This is a genomic window from Trebonia kvetii (genome assembly GCF_007827045.1).
Lineage (GTDB): Bacteria > Actinomycetota > Actinomycetes > Streptosporangiales > Streptosporangiaceae > Trebonia > Trebonia kvetii.
This window is the reverse complement of record NZ_RPFW01000003.1, coordinates 44039-67737: the sequence shown is the minus strand read 5'-3', so window position 1 is coordinate 67737 and position 23699 is coordinate 44039. Positions and strand designations below refer to the sequence as shown.

General features: G+C 69.7%; 18 protein-coding genes, 1 pseudogene and 1 riboswitch. Of the genes and pseudogenes, 9 read left to right on the top strand and 10 right to left on the bottom strand.

What is annotated here, in order from left to right; genetic code table 11:
- On the top strand, positions 1–891 hold the full coding sequence (gene rfbD / locus EAS64_RS15105) for a dTDP-4-dehydrorhamnose reductase (RefSeq protein ID WP_145853659.1): 891 nt from the start codon (positions 1–3) through the stop codon (positions 889–891).
- 38 nt (positions 892–929) lie between these two features.
- Here the strand turns inward: rfbD and EAS64_RS15100 are convergent, their stop codons facing one another.
- Complete coding sequence (locus tag EAS64_RS15100; RefSeq protein WP_145853658.1) at positions 930–1940, bottom strand: lysylphosphatidylglycerol synthase domain-containing protein; 1011 nt, start codon at positions 1938–1940, stop codon at positions 930–932.
- A gap of 32 nt (positions 1941–1972) precedes the next feature.
- Between EAS64_RS15100 and EAS64_RS15095 the strand changes: the two genes are divergently transcribed.
- Positions 1973–3100, top strand: a complete 1128-nt coding sequence (locus tag EAS64_RS15095) for a glycosyltransferase (RefSeq protein ID WP_145853657.1) — start codon at positions 1973–1975, stop codon at positions 3098–3100.
- Here the strand turns inward: EAS64_RS15095 and EAS64_RS15090 are convergent.
- The 3 genes from EAS64_RS15090 to EAS64_RS15080 all read right to left on the bottom strand — a co-directional run bounded on the left by EAS64_RS15090 (position 3097) and on the right by EAS64_RS15080 (position 7894).
- The gene (locus EAS64_RS15090) at positions 3097–4038 is read right to left on the bottom strand and encodes a glycosyltransferase family 2 protein (RefSeq protein ID WP_145854759.1); all 942 of its coding nucleotides are present in this window, start codon (positions 4036–4038) and stop codon (positions 3097–3099) included. The genes EAS64_RS15095 and EAS64_RS15090 overlap by 4 nt on opposite strands.
- Positions 4038–6230 carry a hypothetical protein gene (locus tag EAS64_RS15085; RefSeq protein ID WP_145853656.1) on the bottom strand — a complete coding sequence of 731 codons (2193 nt, stop codon included), beginning with the start codon at positions 6228–6230 and terminating at the stop codon, positions 4038–4040. The genes EAS64_RS15090 and EAS64_RS15085 overlap by 1 nt, the downstream gene beginning before the upstream one ends.
- Before the next feature lie 209 nt (positions 6231–6439).
- Positions 6440–7894: an alpha,alpha-trehalose-phosphate synthase (UDP-forming) gene (locus EAS64_RS15080; RefSeq protein WP_145853655.1), complete on the bottom strand. Its 1455-nt coding sequence runs from the start codon at positions 7892–7894 to the stop codon at positions 6440–6442.
- Positions 7895–8106: 212 nt separating this feature from the next.
- Positions 8107–8248, top strand: a riboswitch (SAM riboswitch).
- Between the two features lie 16 nt (positions 8249–8264).
- Between EAS64_RS15080 and thrC the strand changes: the two genes are divergently transcribed.
- The 3 genes from thrC to EAS64_RS15065 all read left to right on the top strand — a co-directional run bounded on the left by thrC (position 8265) and on the right by EAS64_RS15065 (position 10594).
- Positions 8265–9533: a threonine synthase gene (gene thrC / locus EAS64_RS15075; protein WP_145853654.1), complete on the top strand. Its 1269-nt coding sequence runs from the start codon at positions 8265–8267 to the stop codon at positions 9531–9533.
- A gap of 165 nt (positions 9534–9698) precedes the next feature.
- Positions 9699–9902 carry a cold-shock protein gene (locus EAS64_RS15070; RefSeq protein ID WP_145853653.1) on the top strand — a complete coding sequence of 68 codons (204 nt, stop codon included), beginning with the start codon at positions 9699–9701 and terminating at the stop codon, positions 9900–9902.
- Between the two features lie 80 nt (positions 9903–9982).
- Positions 9983–10594, top strand: a complete 612-nt coding sequence (locus tag EAS64_RS15065; RefSeq protein WP_145853652.1) for a dTDP-4-dehydrorhamnose 3,5-epimerase family protein — start codon at positions 9983–9985, stop codon at positions 10592–10594.
- 34 nt (positions 10595–10628) lie between these two features.
- Here the strand turns inward: EAS64_RS15065 and EAS64_RS15060 are convergent, their stop codons facing one another.
- Both EAS64_RS15060 and EAS64_RS15055 read right to left on the bottom strand, forming a co-directional pair.
- Complete coding sequence (locus EAS64_RS15060; protein ID WP_145853651.1) at positions 10629–12305, bottom strand: glycosyltransferase family 39 protein; 1677 nt, start codon at positions 12303–12305, stop codon at positions 10629–10631.
- Between the two features lie 5 nt (positions 12306–12310).
- Positions 12311–13795, bottom strand: coding sequence for a hypothetical protein (locus EAS64_RS15055; protein ID WP_145853650.1), 1485 nt, complete (start codon positions 13793–13795; stop codon positions 12311–12313).
- Between the two features lie 220 nt (positions 13796–14015).
- Here EAS64_RS15055 and EAS64_RS15050 point away from each other — a divergent pair, with 220 nt between their 5' ends.
- On the top strand, positions 14016–15407 hold the full coding sequence (locus EAS64_RS15050) for a hypothetical protein (RefSeq protein WP_145853649.1): 1392 nt from the start codon (positions 14016–14018) through the stop codon (positions 15405–15407).
- Between the two features lie 74 nt (positions 15408–15481).
- Positions 15482–16825 carry a UDP-glucose dehydrogenase family protein gene (locus EAS64_RS15045; RefSeq protein ID WP_145853648.1) on the top strand — a complete coding sequence of 448 codons (1344 nt, stop codon included), beginning with the start codon at positions 15482–15484 and terminating at the stop codon, positions 16823–16825.
- Between the two features lie 47 nt (positions 16826–16872).
- On the opposite strand, the pseudogene otsB reads toward EAS64_RS15045, so the two are convergent.
- Together otsB and EAS64_RS15035 are read right to left on the bottom strand one after the other, a co-directional pair.
- Positions 16873–17580: pseudogene (gene otsB / locus EAS64_RS45880) on the bottom strand (trehalose-phosphatase); the annotation flags it as partial.
- A gap of 125 nt (positions 17581–17705) precedes the next feature.
- Positions 17706–17939: a DUF3263 domain-containing protein gene (locus EAS64_RS15035; protein ID WP_145853647.1), complete on the bottom strand. Its 234-nt coding sequence runs from the start codon at positions 17937–17939 to the stop codon at positions 17706–17708.
- Positions 17940–17970: 31 nt separating this feature from the next.
- Here EAS64_RS15035 and EAS64_RS15030 point away from each other — a divergent pair, with 31 nt between their 5' ends.
- Complete coding sequence (locus EAS64_RS15030; RefSeq protein WP_145853646.1) at positions 17971–18837, top strand: SAM hydrolase/SAM-dependent halogenase family protein; 867 nt, start codon at positions 17971–17973, stop codon at positions 18835–18837.
- A gap of 163 nt (positions 18838–19000) precedes the next feature.
- A complete protein-coding gene (locus tag EAS64_RS15025; protein ID WP_145853645.1) occupies positions 19001–20749 on the top strand; it encodes a S8 family peptidase in 1749 nt (582 codons plus the stop codon).
- A 1-nt stretch (position 20750) separates the two neighbouring features.
- On the opposite strand, the gene EAS64_RS15020 is transcribed toward EAS64_RS15025, so the two are convergent.
- Both EAS64_RS15020 and EAS64_RS15015 read right to left on the bottom strand, forming a co-directional pair.
- Complete coding sequence (locus EAS64_RS15020) at positions 20751–21428, bottom strand: lysophospholipid acyltransferase family protein (protein WP_145853644.1); 678 nt, start codon at positions 21426–21428, stop codon at positions 20751–20753.
- Between the two features lie 11 nt (positions 21429–21439).
- Complete coding sequence (locus EAS64_RS15015; protein WP_145853643.1) at positions 21440–23656, bottom strand: hypothetical protein; 2217 nt, start codon at positions 23654–23656, stop codon at positions 21440–21442.
- Positions 23657–23699 lie beyond the last annotated feature (43 nt).

Genomic DNA, 23699 nt, shown 5'->3' with positions numbered 1-23699 from the left:
GTGACCCGCTGGTTCGTCACCGGCGCGGCGGGAATGCTCGGCCGCGACATGACGGCGCTGCTTGCCGCCAGAGGCGAGGAGTGCACCGCCCTCACCCGGGCGGATCTCGACCTCACCGACGGCCCGGCCGTCACCGCCGCGATCGCGTCCGCCAAGCCGGACGTCGTCGTGAACTGCGCCGCGTGGACCGCGGTGGACGCCGCGGAAGAGTACGAGGACGAGGCGCTTGCCATCAACGGCAATGGCGCCGCCAACCTCGCCGGCGCCTGCGCTGAGGCGGGCGTGCTGCTCGTCCACCCGTCCACCGACTACGTCTTCGACGGCCACGCGTCCGCGCCGTACGCCGAGGACGCGCCGACCGCGCCCGCGGGCGCCTACGGCCGCACCAAGCTGGCCGGCGAGCTCGCGGTCCGCGCCGCCCTCCCCGACGGCAGCTACCTCGTCCGCACCGCCTGGCTGTACGGCGCGCACGGCAAGAACTTCGTCAAGACGATGCTCCGGCTGGCGAGGAACGGCACCGCGCCTGGCGTCGTCGCCGACCAGCACGGCCAGCCCACGTGGACCGCGGACGTCGCGACGCAGATCTGCGCGCTTATCGACGCGTCCGCCCCGGCCGGCGTGTACCACGCCACGAGTTCCGGCCAGACGACCTGGTTCGGCTTCGCCGAGGAGATCTTCCGTCTCTACAACGAAGATCAAACCCATGATCCCGAACGGCAGCGGCTTACACCCCGCCCCATCGCCACGGCCGATTACCCGACGCCGGCCCAGCGGCCCGCGTACTCCGTCCTTGGCCACGACGCCTGGCACAAGGCGGGCATCGAGCCGATCGGCGACTGGCAGGACGCGCTGCACCGCGCCTTCACCGCGATCCTCGCCGAAGCCTCCTAGGCAGCCAATCCGGGTTCCCCCGGCTAAGCGCGGTTCCGCTAGCTGGCGGCGTCCGGGGCGGACGTTACCGGCGTGACGGACTCAGTCGGGATCGGCGGCTGGCCTTTTCCCTCGTCCGTGCCCGCGGTGTTGGTGAGCCCGCGACGGCGGGTCGCGGCGGCCGCGCCTGCGACCAGCAGGTCGCTGATGGTGTTGACCGCCCGGGAGCACGCCGCCACGGCGATGGCGGGGCCCTTGCCGATGACCGGCGTCAGGAAGACGATGAGCAGCACCTCACGGACGCCCGCACCGGCCGGGGCGATCACGATCACGAAGCCGACGCACCAGGCGAACGCGTACCCGCCCAGGGCGACCAGGAACGTCTTGCCAACCGGCGCGCCGAACTTCTCCGCCATCAGGAAGATCTGCAGGCCGTTGAACAGCCATGCGACAAACGCCCAGGCGAGAGCGCGGGCGAGCACCCGCCCGGTCAGCGGCTGGTCGAGTCCTGGGCGCTTAGCCAGCTTGAACAGCTTGCCGAGCAGCGGGTTGAGCACCCGGGGGTGCAGGCAGACGAGGACCACGGGCAGGATCAGGAACACCCACAGGTACTGCATGTCGCTCTGCGCGAACGGCAGCGTCACCATGGCGACGATCAGGCCGGTCACCAGCGAAAGCAGCATCGCGAGCACCGAGGCGCTCGCCGACCTGGCACGCGGCACCTTGGCCCGCGCGCCGAGTTCCATCTGTGCGAGGATCGGCCACACCGACCCGGGGATGTACTTGCCGAGCTGCCCGATGAACAGGATCCGGCCGGCCGCCGGCAGGGGCAGCGGCGAGCCGAGCCCGGCGAGCAGGGTCTGCCACACGCGCAGGGTCGCGAACTGCATCCCGAGCAGCGCAAGGAGCGCCCACAGGCAGGTGACGAGGCCGATCGTGCCGAGCGCGTGGTGGACCTGGCCCCATTCCTTGTGGATCTCATAGGCCCCGACGACGACCGCGGCGACGACGACGCCCCACTTGAGCAGCCGGCTGCCCAGTGCGCGCTTAAGGAGGTCTTGCGCCTTCAAGCCATCATCCTTGCCGGTAGGGTACGGACATCATGCGCACCGTAATCTTTGGCACTTACGACACCGCGATGCACCCGCGCATCGCGACCATTGCCGAGGGTCTGGCCGCTCGGGGATTCGACGTGGCCGAATGCAACATACCGCTCGGACTGTCCACCGCGGACCGTGTTGACATGCTTGCCAAGCCGTGGAAGGCGGCCGGCCTCGCCGTGCGGCTCGGCAACCGCTGGCTCGGACTGGCGGTGAAGGCCCGCAAGCTGGGGCGGCCCGATGCGGTCGTGGTCGGTTACCTCGGCCACTTCGACGTGCATCTGGCGCGGCTGCTGTACCGCCGCGGCAAGGTGCCGATCGTGCTCGACCACCTGATCAGCGCGGCGGGTACCGCCAAGGACCGCAGGATCGCCGGCGGCGGGCTCAAGACGAGGCTGCTGACGCTGATCGACTCGGCCGCCCTGCGGGCCGCCGACATCGTGGTGGTGGACACCGAGGAGCACCTGGAGACCGTCCCGGACAAATACCGGGCGAAGGCGGTTGTTGTGCACGTCGGCGCGCCCGCGCCGTGGTTCACGGCCGCACGGGACGAGACCGCCGTCGGGCCCGCCGCCGACCCCGCGGCACCGGTCAAGGTCGTCTTCTACGGGCTGTACACGCCGCTGCAGGGCACTCCGGTCATCGGCGAGGCCCTCGGCCGCATCGCGGGCGCGCCGGTCGAGGTGACCATGATCGGCCGCGGCCAGGACGAGGCGGAGACCAAGCGGCTTGCCGCTGCCAGCCAGTCCGTGCGCTGGCTCGACTGGGTGCCCGCCGCCGAGCTGCCCGCGCTCGTCGCCGCGCACGACGTCTGCCTCGGCATCTTCGGCACCGGAGATAAGGCGCTGCGGGTGGTGCCCAACAAGGTGTTCCAGGGCGCTGCCGCCGGATGCGCGGTCGTCACGTCCGACACCGCGCCGCAGCGCCGGGTCCTCGGAGAAGCCGCCGTGCTCGTCCCGCCGGGCGACCCGGCGGCGCTGGCCGACGCGCTGCTCCGGCTGGCCGAGGACCGCGAGGCGCTGCTGAAGCTGCGCCACGCGGCACATCAGCTCGCCGCCGAGCGGTTCACACCGGAGCAGGTCGTCGGGCCGCTGACGGACCGGCTGCTTCCGCCGCACGCCGGAGCCTAGCTGTCCCTGGATCTGACTATCAGGTCGGCGAGCAGCGCCAGGGACGCGATAAGAAGACCGGTGACGAAGACCAGCACTGTGTCCGTGGCGATCTTGAAATGGTTTGCGGACACGTCGTAGATGGCCTTCACGATGCCAATGCCCAAGAGGGTCAGCGCCAGCGGCATGAGCACCTTGAGCGGGTTGAAGTACATCGTCATCCGGAGCACCTGGAGGATGTACCGGTAGGAGTCCTTGCCGAACTTGAACTTCGACTTGCCTGCCCGCTTGGAGTAGTCGATCGGCAGGAAGTAGATGTCGTGGTTGTTCGAGAGGAACGACACGGTGATCGTGGTGACACAGGAGAACCCCGCGGGCAGCAACCGAAGGTAGGGCAGCGAAACCTCGCGCCGGAACGCCCGCAGGCCCGAGTTCAGGTCAGGGATCTTCGCCCCGGTCAGCTGCTCGGCGAACTTGCGGATGAACCACTTAGCCGGCACCCGGAGCAGCTTGTAGGTGCCCTGCTCGCTGGTCCGCGCGCCGACGACATGATCGACCGTCGGGTCCTTCTCCAGGATCTGGACCAGCTCGGGGATCCGCTCGTTCGGGTACGTCATGTCGGCGTCGGTCCACACGACGATCTCGCCACGGGCGCGCTGGGTGCCGATCCGGCGGACGGTGCCTGACCCGCTGTTGCGGTGGAAGTTGACGATTTCCATCTTCGGGAAACGCGGCGCGGCCTCATACAGCTTGGCCAGCGTGTCGTCGGTGGAGGCGTCGTTCACGCACATCAGCTCATAGGAGTAGCCGCTGGCGTCCATCGCCGCCGAGATCCGCTCAATCTCGGCGATCACGTGCCCTTCCTCGTTGTAGCAAGGCAGGACGATCGTCACGTAGGGCGCGGCTTCTGCTTCTGCTTCTGCTTCTGCTTCGCGCGCGGTTTCCTCGAATTCGGCAATCACTTGGCCGGCTCCCAACTATAGGCCGCGAAAACCTGGTTAACAGGGTTCCGGGGCGTACCGAAGATAATGTGTCCGTCGATGCTCGTGTTCGCGCTGAAGATGTAACTCACCGTGCCGTTACCAAGGGGGGTTAGCTGGGCACTTGTCGGCGCGAGAACGACCGGGTGACGGCCGGCCTTCTGGATGGCACGGACATCCGCGAGAACAGTGGCGGCCGCGATGTTGTTTCCCGGGGCCGTATTCGCGTTGGGCACCACGGTCTGCACTCCGGCCACGGGGATGCCGCACTGTCCCCTGATGGACTCGGCGAACTGCTGGTTCATCGTGTAATCGGCGATGAGAACAGACGAGTTCGCCGGAATGGCCTTGCAGATCCTGTTGATCATCGCGATCTCGCCGACGTACGTCCGCTGGAAGGCGAGTCCGTCGGAGTACGGCATGACTCCGAACGGTCCGCCCGTCTTCAGGCCGAGGCCGAAGTTCCCCATCATCGCCGGCAGGAAGATGGCAAGGGCGCAGCAGGCGATGACGAACCCGCGCGGCATCTTTTCCCAGCGTTTCGGCACGTTCACCAGGCGCACGACCGTAGCGCGGCGCGCGAGCCAGGCGGCGAGCCACACGGCGAGCAGGATGAGGCCCGGCAGCACCGCGGGGACCAGACGGCGGCTCGCCCACGGCTGATGCGGCGTGATCGCGGGCCTCAGCAGGAACTCAGTGATCGTCCACGCGAACGTTAGCAGCGGCAGCACCCAGACGGGTGCCTCGCCCTTGACGCACCGCCTGCTCACCATGGAGGCGGCGATCACCGCGAACAAGATGACGGGCCCGCCAGTGTACCAGTACACCCAGTGCAGGCTGAGCGGCGCGTACTCGAGCGCGTGCCAGTTGCGCTCCACGTAGGGCCGGATGATGAAGCCCACGATCACCACGAACGGCAGCACCGTCGCGGCCTTGACGAGCCTCGGGCCGGCAGTGAAGTGGAACTCCGCGCCGCGCCGCCGGTACCACCAGACCGCCGCGCCGGTGGCCAGGGCGACCGCGACCACCGCGGCGACCATGTACTTGACCGACTGCGAGTTGGTCTTCAGGTACGGCAGTGTCAGGAACGCCCCGTCCACGGTGCCGTAGACCGTGCCGATGACCATTCCGACGATCAACGGGATGACCTGCCGCTGCCGCCGCAGAATCAGCAGGCCGGCGTACGGGAGGACGAGCAGGCTGTCGTTCGGGCCGTCGATGCGGACGAGCAGCGTGATGCCGAATAGCAGCCCCGTGATAAACGCGAGCCAGTGGGAGGCTGATCGCCAGTGGGTCCGCCAGTTGCTCCGCCACCGCCCGGCGTCTTCCGCGCCGCGATCGGTGCGCTGCACGTCGATCCACAGCGACAGCGCGCCGAGGAACAGGATCTGCGCCAGTGTTTCGCTGAAGGTGCCGCGGCTGACGAACTGCTCAGGGATCGTGATACCGATTGCGAGCGCGCCAAGCGGCGCCCAGCGGGGGCCGACCAGCCTGGCAACGAGGCCGGCGAAGGTGAGCACGGCGAGCGCGCCGAACAGCGGGCCCATGAACACCGCGAGACGGGCGCCGCCCGCCCAGAAGCCGAGGGAGAGCAGCATCGGCAGCCCGGCCATGAACTGGGGCACGATATTGCTGCCGACCTGGTAGAACGCGGCGCTGGCGTAGGTCACCCCGGTCGCGTGGCCGAATGCCGCCGCGTCCTGCGGGATCGGCAGCGATCCGTGCTGCGAGATCCAGCTGGCGAACTGCATGTACGACGCGGGGTCGAGCATGACGATGATGAACTGGGAGTGGTAGGCAGCCTGGAAAGCACCGAAGACGACGGTGATTCCGATGATCGTCCACAGCACCCACCGCGGCGTGGGGCCGGCCTTGCCGTCATCGACCGTGCCGAATAGCGGCGCGCCCGTCAGCGAGGGAATCCGCCGCCAGGTGAACGGCACCATCACGGCCGACAGTGCGATCCACAGCAGGATCACCAGGGCGGGCTTGAACAACCCGAGCACCAGCAGCGGAAAGCTCGTCAGCAGGAACGGGAGGATGAGCAGCGCGGGCAGGACCGTGAGCCGGGCGAGGAGCAGCCCCGCCGTATCCCGGTGATCACGCTCCGTGCCCGGATGCGTCCCGTGGGCGCTTCGCCGGACGGCGGGAGACTTGCTGTCAACGGTCAATGAAGGAACCCATCTGCGTCTGGGCTGATCCCAGTCTCGTGCCGGGCACCAAGGCGCACCCAGCGGGCGTTCTGAATTATAGGAAGATATTGAGGCTATACGTGCTTGTTCCGCACAGGTCCGATTCTTCCGGACCACTACCACCACAGTGCCGTTCTACCCGTATCCGAACGATCAGACACGGAGCGTAACGCCATCGTGGCTTATGGTCAGCCAAGAGCCTCGACCTGTTCGGCCAGCCAGCGCCGCGGTGCGCGGGCAGTGGCGGCGCTCGCGATCGCCGCACTGCGTCGCTGCCGCTCGGCGGCCTGCATGGCCAGGCCGGCATGCAGGGCGTCAGCGGTGGCGCTGACATCATAAGGGTTCACGAGGAGTGCCGCCTCACCAACAAGCGCGGCAGCACCGGCCTCCCGGGAGAGCACGAGCGCGCAGCCGCGCTCGCTCAGGATCGGCCCTTCCTCAGCCACCAGGTTCATGCCGTCCCTAATCGGGTTCACAAGGAGCACATCGGCGATCCCGCACGCGGCGAGCGAGCGCGGGTAATCGTCCTTTAGGTCTAGGATAAGCGGTTCCCAGGCCGGCGTCCGGAACTCGGCGCTGATCTCCGCTGCCAGCTCGTGGACGCGCGCCGTATAGGCCTGGTACTCGGGAAGCGCGGAGCGCGACGGGTAGGCGAAAGCGAGATGCGTCACACGGCCGCGCCACTCCGGCCTGGTGCGCAGCAGCTCACGGTAGGCGGCGAGGCCGCGCACCATGTTCTTGGACAGCTCCGTGCGGTCAACCCGCACGATCAGCTGCCTGCCGCCGGCCAGCTCAGCGAGCAGTCGCGCGTGCGCACGGACGTCGGCCTCGCGGCCCCGCGCGCGCAGTTCGGCGGCGTCCACGCCGAGCGGATGCACCGCCACCGCGGTCACCCGGTCCCGGTAGGCGACCCGGCCGGCGCCCGCGCGGGTCCTGGTCACTTGCGCGCCGAGCACCCGCTCGCAGCAGTCAAGGAAGGCATCCGCCCAGCGTGCGGCCAGGAAGCCGACGTGATCGGCGCCGAGCATGCCGTCGAGAACCGCGATGGCCACGTCGTCGGGCAGCATCTGGTAGTACTCGGGCGGCGCCCACGGGGTGTGCTCGAAATGCGCGATCCGCGCCGCCGGATGGCGGTCGCGGAGCAGTCGCGGCGCGAGCGACAGATGGTAGTCCTGGATCAGTACCCGGGTCCCCTGGCCGCACTCCTGCGCGAGGGCGTCCGCGAAGGCCTCGTTGTAGGCGACGTACGCGGTCCAGTCCGCGCGGAACGCCGCGTCGAAATGCGGCTGATTCGGCGTGTCGAAGAGCATGTGGTGCACGAACCAGAGGACTGAGTTGGCGATGCCGTTGTACGCCTTGTCGAACACCCCTGCCGGGATGTCGAGCATCCGCACCGGAACCTCGCCAGGGCCGACTGCCGCCAGCTCCGGGTGCCTCGCGGCCTCCCTGTCGGCCTCGCTGAGCGCGGCGCACAGCCAGAGCCCGCCGCCGTCCGCCGCCACCGCGCCGAGCCCCGACATCAGCCCCGACACCATGCCGCCGCCGCCTCGCCTGGCGGTCAGCGACCCGTCCGCGGCCTGACCGTAGGAAACGGGTCCCCGGTTCGAGGCGACAATGAGTAGCCGACTCGGGTCGTTTGTCATATGGCGCTAGCCTAATTGAGGGCTTAATAACCCCGTTGCCGGGGGCGCGGATAGATCGGTTACAGTGTTACCAGCTAGTACCCGGCAGGAGATGCCCGGTACCCCGCGCGGCGGGCACCAAGTGCCCAGGCGCGCCGATACGATGGCGGCTTTTTGCCATCGGGCGCGCATCGGGGGGTACGGGGGTCGTCCCCCCCGGGCGATAACTGAATACCTCATCCAGAGGGGTGGAGGGATCGGCCCTGTGAAGCCCCGGCAACCATCGCGGTAACGCAACCTCAGTAAGGCGAGGCAAGCGCGCGACTGGTGCCAAGTCCGGCCTGCGGTCATGGTGACCGCTGGGAAAGATGGGAGAGAGAGGCCTCGCCCCATGATCGCTCGGACCGACGCGTGCCCCGCTGATGAGACCGGGGTCCTCCGTCTCGGCAACGCAACCGGACTCACCTGCCGCGAATGCGGCAACACCGTGCCGCTCGGCCCGTTCTACGCCTGCGACCAGTGTTTCGGGCCGCTGGAGGTCGGCTACGACTTCCCGCGGCTGACAAGGGCCGACATCGAGGCGGGCCCGAAGAACATCTGGCGCTACGCGGCGCTGCTCCCCGTCCCGCAGGACATCGCGAGCCGGCCGACCACCGAGCCCGGCTACACGAGGCTCATCCGCGCCGACGGGCTGGCCGCCGAACTCGGGATGCGGCGGCTGTGGATCAAGGACGACAGCGGTAACCCGACCCATTCGTTCAAGGACCGGGTGGTCGCGGTGGCGCTTGCCGCTGCCACCGAGATGGGCTTCAAGGTCCTCGCCTGCCCGTCGACGGGAAACCTGGCCAACGCGGTGGCCGCGGCGGCCGCCAGGGCGGGCATCCGGTCCGTTGTCATGGTTCCCGCCAACCTCGAGGAGCAGAAGATCCTCACCACCGCCGTGTACGGTGGCACCTTCGTCACGGTGGACGGCAACTACGACGACGTGAACAGGCTGGCCTCCGAGCTGGCCGGCGAGCACGAGGACTGGGCGTTCGTCAACGTGAACGTCCGCCCGTACTACGCGGAGGGCTCGAAGACACTCGGCTTCGAGATCGCCGAGCAGCTCGGCTGGCGGCTGCCCGACCAGATCGTCGTGCCGGTCGCGTCGGGCGCGCAGCTCGTCAAGATCGACAAGGGATTCACCGAGCTCACCGAGCTCGGCCTGGTCGACGGCAAGCCGTGGAAGGTGTTCGGCGCGCAGGCGTCCGGCTGCGCGCCGGTATCCGACGCGTTCGCCAAGGGCTGGGACGTGGTGCGCCCGGTGAAGCCGGACACAATCGCGAAGTCGCTGGCGATCGGCAACCCGGCCGACGGCCCGTACGTGCTCGACGTGGTCCGCAGGACAGGCGGCGCGGTGGCGGACGTCTCCGACGCCGAGGTGGTGGACTCGATGCGGCTGCTCGCGCGCAGCCAGGGCGTGTTCGGCGAGACCGCGGGCGGTGTGACCGTCGGCGTGCTGCGCAAGCTGCTCGCCGACGGCCAGCTCGACCCCGACGCGGAAACTGTCATCATCAACTCCGGTGACGGACTCAAGACGCTCGACGCGGTCGCGTCATCTGTCACCGTTCCCGCGGCCATTAAGCCGACCATCGAGGAGTTCGAGCAATTCCACGGGTGATCATTACTGTGCGCGTTGATGTGATTGACGGCTATCTGGCGTCATCGGCCCCGCGCAAGCGGTAAGGTCTTTTCTGGTCGTTGCCGCGTAAGGTCGCGATCAACGGGTTCCGCGGTTGCAAGGGCGGGGCTCGAAGCCCGAGCAGCAGTTAGGGAGTTGTTTGGAATGGCTCAGGGCACCGTCAAGTGGTTCAACCCGGACAAGGGATACGGCTTTATCGCCGTCGACGGTGGCAAGGACGTCTTCGTCCACTTTTCCGCGATTCAGGCGGATGGCTACCGCAGCCTCGAAGAGGGCCAGCGGGTCGAGTTCGAGATCACGCAGAGCGACCGGGGACAGCAGGCCGAGAAGGTCGTCATCGTCTCCTAAGATCTCAAGCTCCAACGGACGGCCCGGCACCCTGCAACGGGGCCGGGCCGTCCGGTTTTCTGCCCTGGTAGGGTCGTCGCGTGCAACCACTTGGCATCGAAGGCGCCTGGGTCTACACCCCCACGGTGCATGGCGACGACCGGGGCAGTTTCGCCGAGCAATTCCGGGGCGCGGAGTTCGCCGCCGACCTCGGTTACCGGCTGGACATCGCGCAGGTCAACTGCTCTGTGTCGCAGCGCGGTGTGATCAGGGGCATTCACTATGCCGACGTGCCGCCTGGACAGGCCAAGTACGTGAGCTGCCTGGCCGGGGCGGGGCTCGACGTGATCATCGACATCCGGGTCGGCTCTCCCACGTTCGGCGAGTGGGAGGCCGTCGGGCTCGATTCGACGTCCCGCCGCTCGGTGTTCATCTCGGAGGGTCTGGGGCACGCCTTCATGGCGCTGACCGACGACGCGACCCTGGTCTACCTCTGCTCGACGCCGTATGCCCCGGGCCGCGAGCACGGCGTGCACCCGCTCGACCCGGCGATCGGCATCGACTGGCCGCTCGGCGAGATCGGCGGCGCTCCGCTGCTGTCGCCCAAGGACGCGGCGGCGCCCACCCTCGAGGAGGCGCGGCAGGCCGGGCAACTGCCGCGTTACGAGGACTGCACCGCCTACCTCGACCTGCTGCGCAAGCAGTCGTCCTGACCGCGCCCGCCTGAACGCGCGTGCGTTCCAGGGTCTAGACGTTGAGCAGCGCGACAGTGATCCCGTTCTCCTGCCACTGCGTCACCGTGTAGTAGCCGAGCACCTGGAGCAGCGCCTCCTCGTTACCGGGAAGCGCGGAGAACGGATCGCCCGCCAGGTGCGTGACGTAGACGACCCAGATCCGCGGCGTGCCGGAGATGCACGCGGACGGGTCGACGCACTGGACCGGCTGCAGCGACTCCGCCTGGATCTGGGACTGGGCCTGGAAGACCGGCGCCGGCCTGTTCTTCACGCCATTGAGGTAGTAGTTGAGGCTGGTGTCGACCTGGTAGTGGTTCTGGTCGCTCAGCTGGTAGGCGATGGCGTCGCCCGGCCTGGCCCGCTCCGCCACGATGCGCGCCGCGGCCCGGTAGTCCACCGCCGTGCCGTTGGGCGGCTGCGAGGGGTAGGCCCACAGGTTGTGCGCCACGTTGCGCCGGATCGCCAGCTGGTCGTGGACTCCGGCCAGGCCGACAAGCACGACGGCGATGGCCGCCACGGCGTACCGGGGCGAGAGGACACCGCTCAGCCGTGCCAGCCGGGTAGCCTTGGCGCGCTCGGTGAGATAGGTGATGCCCAGGCCGGCCGCGACCGCCCAGCCTGTCAGGCTGAACAGCATGTACCTGAAGGTCCAGTAGGACCAGGGTCCGCGAGAGATGAACCAGACGGCGATCACCGGGGCGATCGCGAAAGCGATGGCGTAGCCGGCGATGACCCGCTGCCGGGCGTCGGCGCCCGCCACCAGGGCCGCGATCGAGAGCAGTATGACCAGGGCCGCGACGGGAATGGAGGCGAACAGCTCCTGCCACAGCCCGCCGCTGATGCCGAAGAGCTGAGCGACGTGCGGCTCCACCTGCTGGCCGATCTGCCAGCCCTGCTGCGTGTGACCAGCGATGACAAGCGGGGTGACGAGCAGTCCGCCGGCGACCGCCGCGATCAGGAACCGCCGCATAAGCAGCAGCGGTGTCCCCTGGGGATCAAGCCGCCCGCCGGGCAGTGCCTTGCCGCCGTCCCCGTCGCCGCCGACGCGCACGGTGCGCTGGCAGAAATCCCACAAAACGATGGCCAGGTGCCCCGCGACGACGGTGACGGCGATCAGGTTGGCCGCTCCCGCCGCGGCGACCACTACCGCGTAGATAGCCCAGCGAGACCAGGCCGGCCGCTCCATGGCCCGCAGGAACATCAGCGTGGCGAGCGCCGCGAAGAACATCGCGAACGCGTAGGGCCTGGCCTCCTGCGCGTACCTGGAGACGCTGGGGATCAGCGCGAAGACAAGGCCGCTCGCGAGGCCGGTGAGATTGCCGCCGAGCCGGCGTCCGATCAGCGCGACCACCGAGGCGGTGGCCGTCATGGCGATGACGGACGGGATGCGCATCGCCGTCGGCGAATCGCCGAACACCGCCATCCACCCGTGCAGGCCGAAGTAGTAGAAGCCGAGGACCGCGTCGATGTTGTGCAGCATGGCCCACAGCTGCGGCAGGGTACGAGTCGCTGCCGACCAAGTCGCAAGCTCATCACGCCACAGCTGCGGCACGCCGACTTCGTACAGGCCGAGTGCTGCTGTCACGACGGTCGGCAAGATCCACGTCAGGTATGCCGTCACCGGGCGGCGGGCGGCGGCCTCCTCGGGCGCGGCCACGGCTGAGGCACGGCGGGCGGTTAGCGGATTCACGACGGTCAGACCCTACTGCACGGGATATTCAGCCGCCACCAGGCATGGCGGTAAACGTAGTCACCCATGCCAGGTTTCATGCACGTTTGAGTGGCGGTTGCAATGACGGCGGTCCATGGCGGGCTCTCCGAACGGTTGTTGATAACGCGGAAGTTGAATCCAACGACGACGGCCAGGAGCAGGGCGAACACGGTGACCGGAGTCCATGCCGCGGCGACCACGGGCCAGGGCCCGCGTCGCGCGGCGTTGACGGGAGCGTCACCGCCGAGCCCGCCTTCTGGCTCACTAGCGGAGAACTCCCCGCCTGTCACGCCGCGCGGGCGAAGCATGGCGACGATCGCCGTGTACAGCAGCAGTGCGGGCGCGATGACGTATCGCGGCTGCACGACCTGCAGGTTGTCGACGATCTCACCGATGAACACCAGGACACTGAACGCCATGGCCGTTATCGCGAGCGGCCAGTTCGGCGCGGTGAGCCTGGCGAGTGCGACGACGACAACCGCCACCACGATAGCGCACGCAACCACGACCAGAGCGTTATGGATCGTCATATTGGAAATGCTCAGCGGCAGCGGGTGGCCCTCGCCGTTGGTGCCAGGACCGCCCAGGGCCAGTTCGCCGAACAGCGCCCGCGGCACCACCCTGGTGAAGTAGTTACCCAGAATCCAGACCGGGTTGGTGAACAGCGTGTTCGACCGGTTGCTCATGCCGCGCCACTGAATCGTCCACTGCGTGAGCAGGCCAGCGCCCCAGCACACGGCGACGGCGATCGACGTCTTCGAGCGGCCGGCGATCAGCCTGGCCGCCACCAGCGGTGCGAGCAGCACGGGCAGGATGCTGGACAGCGTGGTGCAGAGCATGATGACAGGCGCGACCAGCCGGCCGCCGAGGGTCACCGGCCGCCACAGCAGCAGCCAGAAGATCCCGTAGAGCCCGACGAACTGCACGGTGGCCAGGTCGTTGTTGACCTGGGTGTACCCGAAAGGTATCAGGCAGGCCGGCGCGGCGATCAGCAGCCGCAGCCAGGGGCTGCGCAGGTGCGGCCCGCTTGCGATGTAGGCGACGAGGCCGTACATCGCGTACTCGAGCGCGGCGCCCGCGGCCATGATGCCGGGCGCCCAGGTGAGCGGGAACGTCGCCGCGATCGCGGTGATCGTGCGGGGCACGAAGTCGTAATACCCGTTCATCTGGGTGGTGAGAGCGGTCATCACCGACTGGTGCAGCGCGTCCTGCAGGAAGTTGCCCGCGTCTTCGATCCAGATCGTGTTCAGCGCGCCGGGACCCGCGGTGCGGGCAAGGCTCACGGCGGCGCCGGCGATCACGAAGGCGACGGCGATCAGGATCTTCCGCCAGCCGGGACGCCCGGCGGAGGACTGGAGGAACAGCGCCGACCTCAGCCATTCCGGCAGGCCGGCAAGACGCGACAGATAACCGAGGCTGCCCGCCGTGGCCGTCGGCCTCAGCGAGTCAGCGCTCGTCTGCTCAGTCACCGCAAAGTCCGTCCTTCTGCGCAATCCGCGCACGTCAGCCGAAGACGCGCGACCCCTCAGAATAGTCTGTAATTCTGATCAGCTCACGAGAGTACAAGTAGGCTTACTCACAGTTAGCTAGTTCCCTGTTACCGAGGTGCCGCTAATCCTCTGGCTGGAAGCGGCCAGTGAGAGGGTATGCAAAGCGACTATGAGTCGGGAAACGGGCACTAGAACTGGCGTGGGTGAAACCATAGCCACCACCCCGCGGCTGAGCGTACGCGGGCTTGCCGGGATCCTGGTCAACTGGCTGCGGTCCGATCTGTTCCTGGGCACGGCGAGCGGCCCCGTCGGCCGGCGGAAGGTCCTGCTCGCGGTTGCCGGGGTCGTCGCGGCCGCGGCAATCAGCCTCAGCAGGACCGTCGGCCCTGGTTCGCTGAACACCATCTGGATCGAGGACGCGAAGTTCCTGCTCAACGGGGCGCTGAACCAGTCCTTCTGGCAGACGATGACAACGCCGATCAGCAGCTACTACCAGCTGCCCGCCCGCGTCCTCACGCAGATCGCCGTCGAGTTCCCGCTGAGCTGGGCGCCCGGGGTGATGGCTGCCTTCGCGGCTCTCCAGTACGCGATGTACGGCCTCGTCGCCTACATCGCCAGCGGACCGCATCTGCGCAGCCCCTGGCTGCGGCTGCTCATCGCCGCGCCGGCCTGCGCGATACCGCTGGCCTACACGCAGGTCAACAACGACCTGGTGACCGTGCAGTTCTTCGGCCTCTACGGCGCCTTCTGGACCCTGCTGTGGATTCCGGGCACCAGGGCCGGACGGATCCTGTCGCCCGTGGTCATGCTGACGGTGTCCTGGACCGCGGTGCTGAGCGTGGTGTTCGCACCGCTTGTGGCCGCGAGGCTGATCGCCGACCGGTCGAGGAACTCCTGGTGCGTGGCCATCGTATGGGCCACGGGCGTGCTGCTCCAGTTCAGCCAGACCCTGCTGGGCAAGAGCCACCACCTCAGCTACGGATACAACGGCCCGTTCTTCGTGCTGCGGAACTACCTGACCCGGGTCATGCCGCGGGCGCTGTTCGGCGAGCGATCGCTCGGCGGCGCGGGAGCGGACTACCGCGGGTACTACGCACCGCTGCACATACTCAACGTTGCCGCCCACCATGCCCTGATGATCGGCGCGTGGGTCGTCGTGCTCGTCATCATCGGCCTCGCCGCGGCCAGGTTCACCGACCCGAACTGGACCCTGGCGGCAGTCGCCGCGGCCTACAGCCTGGCGATCTTCGGTGACGAAGTGATCGTCAACACCCCTGTGATACAGCCGCGTTATGTTGTCGCGCCCGCTATGCTGCTCTACACGGCTCTGGTCGCTCTCATGCGGCCACGGCAGGAGGGAACGAGTCATGTCAGTGCCGCGCTGCGCTGGCTTCCCGCCGCGGGGTTCACCGCGCTGCTCCTGGTCGCGGTTACGCTGAATTTCCGGGTAACCAACGGGCGTACCACTAGCCCGGCCTGGACCAGCGTCGCCGCCGCCGCGTCAAAGACCTGTGCCATGCCTGGCGTCACGGCGTATTCGTTTGTGCACGAGTGGTGGTTTGTGACGATCCCCTGCAGCAAGGTCGGGTAGGGTGACCCGCGCGGACAGGCAACTGGAGCATTGCAACAAGACGGCCAAGACCACAAGTAGAAGCTGAGGACTCCATGGGTGGCAACGGACAGATCCTGCGCGTCAGCGTCATCGGCACGGGTTATCTGGGCCTCACTCACGCCGTCTGCATGGCGGACCTGGGCCATCAGGTGCTCGCCATCGACGTGGATGCCGAGAAGATCGCCAAGGCGGCGCGCGGCGAGACGCCGTTCTTCGAGCCCGGCCTCGAGCCGCTGCTGCGCAAGAACCTGGACGCCGGCCGCCTCCGGTTCACCGACTCGTTCGCCGAGATCGGCGAGTTCGGTGACGTGCACTTCATCTGCGTCGGGACGCCGCAGTCCAAGGACGGCACGGGGCACGCGGACCTGACTTACGTGTTCGGCGCCGCTGAGGCGCTCGCGCCGCACCTGAACCGCGCCACCCTCGTCGTCGGCAAGTCGACCGTTCCCGTCGGGACGTCACGGCAGCTCATCGACCGCATGCAGGCCGCGGCGCCGGCCGGCGAGCTGGTGGACTACGCGTTCAACCCCGAGTTCCTGCGCGAGGGCTACGCGGTGCAGGACAGCCTGACCCCGGACCGGATCGTGTTCGGTGTAACCGGCGAATCCGCCGAGACGCTGCTGCGCCGCGTCTTCGACACCCCGCTGTCCTCCGGCATCCCCGGCATCACCATGGACCTGGAGACCGCCGAGCTCGTCAAGGTCGCGGCCAACTCCTTCCTGGCGACCAAGATCTCCTTCATCAACGTGATGGCGGAGATGTGCGAGGCCTCCGGCGCGGATGTGATCAAGCTCGCGGACGCGATCGGCATCGACGAGCGCATCGGCCGCAAGTTCCTCTCACCGGGTCTCGGCTTTGGCGGCGGCTGCCTGCCCAAGGACATCCGCGCGTTCCGCGCCACCGCGGGCGAGCGCGGCGTCGGCTCGCTCGTGGACCTGCTGACCACCGTGGACACCATCAACCTCGGCCGCAGGCACCGCGTCATCGACCTCGCGCGCCAGGCCCTCGGCGGCGACCTGTCCGGTAAGCGCATCGCGGTGCTCGGCGCCGCGTTCAAGCCCAACAGCGATGACATCAGGGATTCGCCGAGCCTGGACATCTCCGGCCGTCTCTCCGACGAGGGCGCAATCGTTTCTGTCCATGACCCGGTGGCCATGGCGAACGCGAAGCGGGTCCGCCCCGAGCTCCGCTACGCCGACTCGGTCCACGAGGCAGCCGACGGCGCCGATCTGGTGCTCCACCTCACCGAGTGGGCCGACTACCGGGCCATTGACCCGGCGGCGCTGCGCGCGACGGTGGCGAACCCCGTGCTCATCGACGGCCGCTGCACGCTCGACGCCGCCGCCTGGCGGGCCGCGGGCTGGACCGTGTTCGTCCCGGGCCGCCCGGCCGCGTAACGCGAGCACGACCGCGTACTTAACACGCGCCCGGCGAGCGAGGCGAGCAGCCGGACAATCCCGGCAGGGCCGTCGACCACCAGGTCGGCGGCCTCGGCCACCGCGGGCGTCTCCGCGCTGCCGCTGGCGACGGCGCACCCGGGCACGCCCTGCGCGCGCAGCTCGCGGATGGCGGCGAAGGCCGCGAGATCACCGAGGTCGTCGCCGCAGAACAGCACCGACCCGGCCGCGCGCTCCGCGGCGAGCGCCCGCAGGGTGGCGCCCTTGTCCGTGCCTGGCGGCCGGAGCTCGAGCACCATCCGGCCCGGTTCGATGGCCAGCCCCGTGCTGGCGGCGAGGCGGCCGAGGGGACCGCGCAGCAGCGCGAGTGCCGCCGCCGGGTCCGCCGTCCGCCTGGTATGGACCGCGAGCGCGGTGCCCTTGTCCTCGATGGATGTGCCCTCGGGCGCGCCCGACTCGGCAAGCAGCCCCGGAAGCGCCTCCCGCGCCAGCTGGACACCGGGCGGGATGGCGGGCGCGCTGAGCACGCCCGCCTGCCACCGCTGTACGCCGTAGTGACCAAGCACGATGAGGCCGGGCACGTCCGCGAAGCCGCCGAGTGCCACCGCGTCCGCCGCGGCCCTGCCGGTGATGATCGCCACAGTGCCGACACGGCTCGCCAGACTGGCGAGCGCGGCCGCGGCGCCAGGCGCGGGCACCGCAGCGGCCGGGTCGGCGACTATCGGCGCGAGCGTGCCGTCATAGTCGGTGGCCACGAGCGCGCGCGACGGGCCGGCCACGATCGCGGCGAGCCCGGCCCGGCCGCCTGGCGTTCTGGCAGGGGGCAGTGGTTCCGGAGTCTGGGCAGCCGGAGTCTGGGTCACCGCTTTCTGGTACCCGGCTACGCGGAACGCATGCGCTGCCGGCGTGCCCGCTGCGCGCGGAGCCGCTTGACCAGCACCGGGTCGAACATGAGCGCTTCAGGGCTGTCGATCAGCTCATTGAGCAGCTGGTAATAGCGCGTCGCGGTGATGCCGAGCGTCTCGGTGATGGCCTGTTCCTTCGCCCCGGCGCTGCGCCAGGTACCGCGCTCGAAGGCGAGGAGGCGCATGTCACGCTCCGACAACGCTGGCATCGCTCCCCCCTTCGCATAGGCTCCGGAGCCTATGGCCGGATTTCACTGTCTCACGTTCCTGACCGACTACGGACTAGAAGACGCTTTCGTGGCGATTTGCCATGGAGTAGCTTCCCAGATCGCGCCAGATGTACGCATCATCGACATAACGCACATGGTTCCTCTTGGCGACATCAGGCGCGGCGCCGTAGTGCTCTCCCAGGCGGTCCCCTACCTGCCCCCCGCGGTGTACGTGGCGGTGGTCGACCCCGGCGTCGGCACCGCGCGCCGCGCGGTCGCGGTTGAGGCGGGCGGATCGATCTTCGTCGGCCCGGACAACGGCCTGCTCTCCCTCGCCGTGGCGGCGGCAGGTGGCGCCTCGCGCGCCGTTTCGCTCACCAACCAGGCGCTGTGGCTGGAAAACGTGCCCGCCACCTTCCACGGCAGGGACATTTTCATGCCGGTCGCCGCGCGGCTCGCGACCGGGACACCGCTCGACGAGACGGGCGAGCCGGTCGAGGTATCAAGTCTTGTCACATTGCCGGCGCCGGAGTGGCGGCTGGCAGGCACCGAACTGGCAGGCACCGAACTGGCAGGCACTGTGGCGCATGCCGAGGTGGTGACGGTGGACGGGTTCGGCAACGTGCAGCTCTCGCTGCCCGGCACGGAGGCGCACCGGGCCGGGCTGATCCCGGGTGCGGCCGTCACGCTGGCCTGGGACGGCCGGGAGACCGTGGCTCCGTTCGTCACCGCCTTCGGTGATGTCGCGCCGGGTGAGCTGCTCTGCTATCGCGACAGCGGCGACTGGGTGGCTATCGCGGTCTCGCAGGGCAACGCCGCCGGGCAGCTCGGCATCCGTGCGGGCACCAGGGTGACGCTCGCCGCGTCGGCGCCTGGCGGCAAGCGGCCGCGGTGGTGACGCCCGGCCCAGTCGCCCGTTGTGTTCGGTGGTGCCGCTAACGTCATGAAATAGTTAGCGCGTCGAGCATCGTCCCGAGCTTAGCCACGTGACATGATTAAGCACGATTTGTCGGTGTTTCGCCGTAGCTGATGCTTTAGCCCTGGTCGGATCGGGAGTACGCGTGACCCACGTGGCTCGCCCGTTGCGCGGCCTGCCGCCAGTCGTTGCGGCGCTCGCCGCCATCATCGCTACCGGCCTGCCCGCCGCCGCCGCCGGCCTGCCCGCGAGGGCACAGACGGTCAACCGCACGACCCAGTGGTGGCTCGCCGCGCTGCACGTACCCGCCGCGGTGCGGGCGGCACCCGCTGCGGGCAAGGGCGTGACGGTCGCCGTGCTGTCCACCGGCGTCGACCTGAGCCATGCCGATCTGGCCGGCAGCGTGACCGCCGGTCCCGACCTCGCCGCGACGGGACGCAAGCAGGGATCGCCCTACTGGGGACAAGAGGGAACCGCGGTAGCCGGCCTCATCGCCGGGCACGGGCGCGGGCACGGCCGCACCGACGGGCTCACCGGCGTCGCGCCGGCCGCCAGGATCCTGTCGGTCCAGGTCACCATCGAGTATGACGATCCGCTGACCGCGGACGCCACGGTGGCGCGGCGACTGCCCGCGGCCATCGCGGCCGGCATCAGGTACGCGGTCGGCCACGGCGCCAGCATCATCGCGCTGCCGCTTGATCCGGGCACACTGGGATCGGCATCCACCGGAGATCCTGCCGCCGCTGGCGGAAGCGCGGCTGAGCGCGCGGCCGTCCGCTACGCGCTAGCCCATGATGTCCTGCTCGTCGCGCCGGCCGGAGACAACGGCGCGGGGAGCGACTCGGTCAACTATCCAGCTGCCTATCCGGGCGTGATCGCCGTGGGCGCGACCGCGCGGGACGGGAGCCTCGCACCGTTCACGAACACGCGCTCATACGTCGCGCTCACCGCGCCAGGTTCCGGACAGACCCCGGGCACCGCCGGCACGACCGGCAACCCGGTGGCGGGGCTCACGGTGGCCGCTCCTGGCGGCGGCTACCAGTCACTCGCCTCTACCGACATGTCCGCGGCGCTTACGGCGGGCGTCGCGGCGCTCATCCGCTCGCGATATCCGCGACTCGGCGTCGCCGCGGTGACGCGGGCGCTCGAGCGCGGCGCGACCGCTCCGCCCGGCGGTGCGGGCCGCACAACGGCGGCCGGCCGGGGGCACGGACGACTCGACGCCGCCGCGGCCGTCGCCGCGGCGGCCGCCATCTTCGCTAAATTGCCTGCTCCGACGCCCACGCCAGCCGCGACGCCAGCGGCCACCCCCACCCAAGCGGCTCCGGCGGTCACCAGCCGGGCGATCAAGAGCCCGGCCGATCCCGGCCGTCTGCTGCGCTCGCTCGTCGTCGGCCTCGCGGTGGGAGCGGCTGTGCTGATCGCCTGCCTGATCGCCGCGATCATCGTGACAAGGGCCCGCCGCCGCAGGCGCCTCGCCCGCTCCTCAGGCACCGCCACGGCAGCCCGGTCCGGCCAGCGGCCAGGTCAAGCCCGCCACGCCCGCGTGCAGCACGCCCTGCCAGCCGCGCGCTCGCCGCACTCAGGATCCTGGGCGGCCGGCGGCACGCACGGAAGGTACTTCCGGGGGCAGCGGAGGCCGCAGGCGCCGCCGTGGCCGCCCGCACCGCCGCCGGACGGGCCGGTGCCGCTCCCCGCGCCGCCGGTCAGGCCAGCCCTGCCTGCGGCAGGTCCGCTTCCTCCCTGGGAGGAGTCGCCCGCGGCATTCGCTGTCGCACCGCCGGAAGACCAGGCACTGCCGAGGACTGGGTCGAGCACCGGCCCGATGTACGTGTGGAATCCCGGCGAGACGACCGGCCAGTTCCCCGCGATCAGCGGCGATGAGTGGGAGTGATTCAGGGTTCGCCGAGCCGGGCCTTGACGTCGGACGCGTACTCATGGACGTACTCCTGGCCGGAAAGATCCGCGATCACGCGCATCACCTCGTCGGCGATCGTGCGGCGGGCCCTGGCGGGCGGGTCGCCGGCCAGGTGACCGAACTCCATCGGCTTGCCGATCTTGATGTCGATCCTCGTCGGGCGGGGCAGCGGCGCGCCCGGCGGCAGCATCTTCCTCGTCCCGATCATGGCGACGGGCAAGACGGGTGCGCCGGTGTTCATCACCAGCCAGCCCAGGCCCGACCTGCCCCGGTACAGCCGGCCGTCGGGCGACCTGGTGCCCTCCGGGTAGAACCCGAACAGGTCGCCGCCCCTGAGGATCTCCGCGGCGGCCTCCAGGGTCGCCTGCGCCGACCGTGCCTCGTTCCTGTCGATCTCGAGCTGGTTGGTTGAGCGCAGGTACGCGGCCCACATCCGGCCGAGCGGCCCTTTCGCGGAGAAGTACTCCGCCTTGGCGGGGAACACCACCGGGCGGGAGATCATCAGCGGCAGGTACATCGAGTCGATAAACGACAGGTGGTTGGACGCGAGGATCGCGGGTCCGCTCGCGGGCACGTGTTCGAGCCCCGACACCCGCGGGCGGCCGAGCAGATGCAGGGTCGGACCAATGACAAGACGCGAAAGCTGATACTGCACTAGGGCGTCCTCTACCTCGGGGGGTGGTCGAACCTGGGGGTCCTGCCCGCGACGGAGGGCCCGGCGAGGGCGCTACCAAAATAGCCTGCCCCACCAGCCGCAGCGGAAACGGACGAAGCCATTCCGATCGTCAGCGGTATCACGAACGGGAGAGCCGCCGCGGGCACGATTACCCCTGAGTCATCAGCGAACCACCCGATCACCAGGACCAGCCAGCACAGCCAGCCGAGGATTCGCAGCAGCGGCCGGGCTTCGAAGGCGCACGCGAGCGTGCGCAGCCGCATGGCCGCGGGCCGCCACAACGCCGCGGCGGACGCCACCGCGACCACGGGAATCAGCCAGCCGAGGGTGCTCGTGGTGATCGATCCCACATTGGAGCCGGCCTTCCGCTGCAGCAAGTCACCCGCCCTGCCATGCAGCAGGTCGGCGGCGAACGCCCCCATGTCGGATATGCCCGCCGCGGGAAGCAGGTAGCTGATCACGGCGAACACGAGGAAGAGGGCAAGGCCGCTGAACGCGACGGGCAACGCCATGCGCCCGCCAAGGCGGAAACCGGCCAGCCACGCGACGAGCAGCACCAGGCAGGGGACGAGCGCGATCGTGCCGCCCGTCTTCGCGCCGAAACCCGGCCAGCCGGACGCCACCACGGCGAGCAGACCGACCAGCCCGGCCGCCAGTGCGGGCCGGCGCACAAGTCCGGCGGTCCAGGCGGCGGCGACGAGCGCGGACACGCAGTACACGCCGAGCGCGTCGTTGCCGATTCCGTAGTAGCGCCCAGAGACGAGCAGCGACAGCCCGTACGGCGCGTCAAGCTGAAGCCGCGAGCCCGTCATCACGTCGACCGCGAGGACCAGCAGGGTAGCCGCGCACAGCACGCCCATCGGGCCGACCGGGTCGCGCCGCCACGGCCCGCGGAGCAGCGCCGCCGTGGCGAGCACCAGCGTCCCGGCTGCTGTCAGCCCGTACAGCCACCAGGCCGGCCCGTCGGACTGCCACCATTGGAAGCTGTTGGCAAGGAACGAGGCCAAGGGCACGGCGGCGGCCGCCGTCCCCGCGGCACGCCAGCACCGGGCGCGGCGCTCGCGGCGCCGCGGTTCCGCACCCCAGAAAAGGGCGGCGGGGACCCCGAACGCGAGCACCACGGCGATGCCGTAGCCGATGAAGAACCAGCCGTGTGTGGCGATCCAGACCTGCTCGGCGGTGTCCCGCGCACGCAGGCCGGCCACGGTCGCATCCAGGTCACCCCGGTCCGACCTGGTGATCCGCGCGCCGACGGTGCCCGCGGGTACCGCACTGCCGAGCCACCCGGCCACCGTGGGCGTCAGGTCGGTGAGCGTCACGATGCCCGGCCGCCTGGTGGCCGCGGAATCGAGCTGCCCGCTCGCGAACCCAGGGCCGCTGACCACCACGGACATGAGATGCGGCGGCCCGGCCGGCGCAGAGCCGGCGGACTGGCCGGCCGCCGCACCGGGAGCGGTGACCAGGAGCAGGGTGCCCGCGGGAAGTTCCGCCGTCAAGCGAGCCAGCTGGCGGTTGATGGCGGAGGCACGAACCCGTTCGGTGGCTTCGATCTGGCCTAGGTCGACCACGGTCAGCGGGCAGCGGGCCAGCACCGACGGCGACACGTCCGCGGCGGACGGCAGGTAAGAGGCGACCGCGCCAGACGGGGCGGCGAGGGCGAGGGCGGCCCCGGGACCGACGGCGGTCGCGCAGGTCGCGAGCGTGCCGAGCAGGCCCCAGGCCGGCGACTCGTGGTAGGGCTCGTTGGCCCGGATGATCGCGGGCAGCGCGGGGACCCGGGCGCCGCCGCCCGCCCCAACGACGGCGGGCAGCGCATCGCACGGCCGCGGCCCCTGGGCGCGAGCCGCGGAATTGAGCGTGAGCCAGCCGTCGGCGGGGCAGGCGACCGGCCGCTGCGCGTAGTCGACGAGCGAGCCCACTGAGCCGGCGCCGGCCAGCCGCCATAGCGCGGGCGTCGCGGACGGGGTGACAAGGTTCCAGTTCAGGCCGGAGATGCCGACGATCACGACGTGCCTCGCCTGTGCCGCGGCGCTCGTCGTCACGGCGCCGGACGTCACAGCGGCGCGGGCCGGCAGGGCGCCGCCGTGGTAGCCGCCGGCCTCGGCGACGTCGGGCAGCAACGCAGCGAGCGCGGCACACACGGCGAGCACGGCGCACACGGCCGCGCCGACGGCCGCGAGCCACGCTCGACCTGACGCCAACTTCACGCGGTCAACGGTATCCGCAGCGCGGTCGCACGACCGGCAGGGC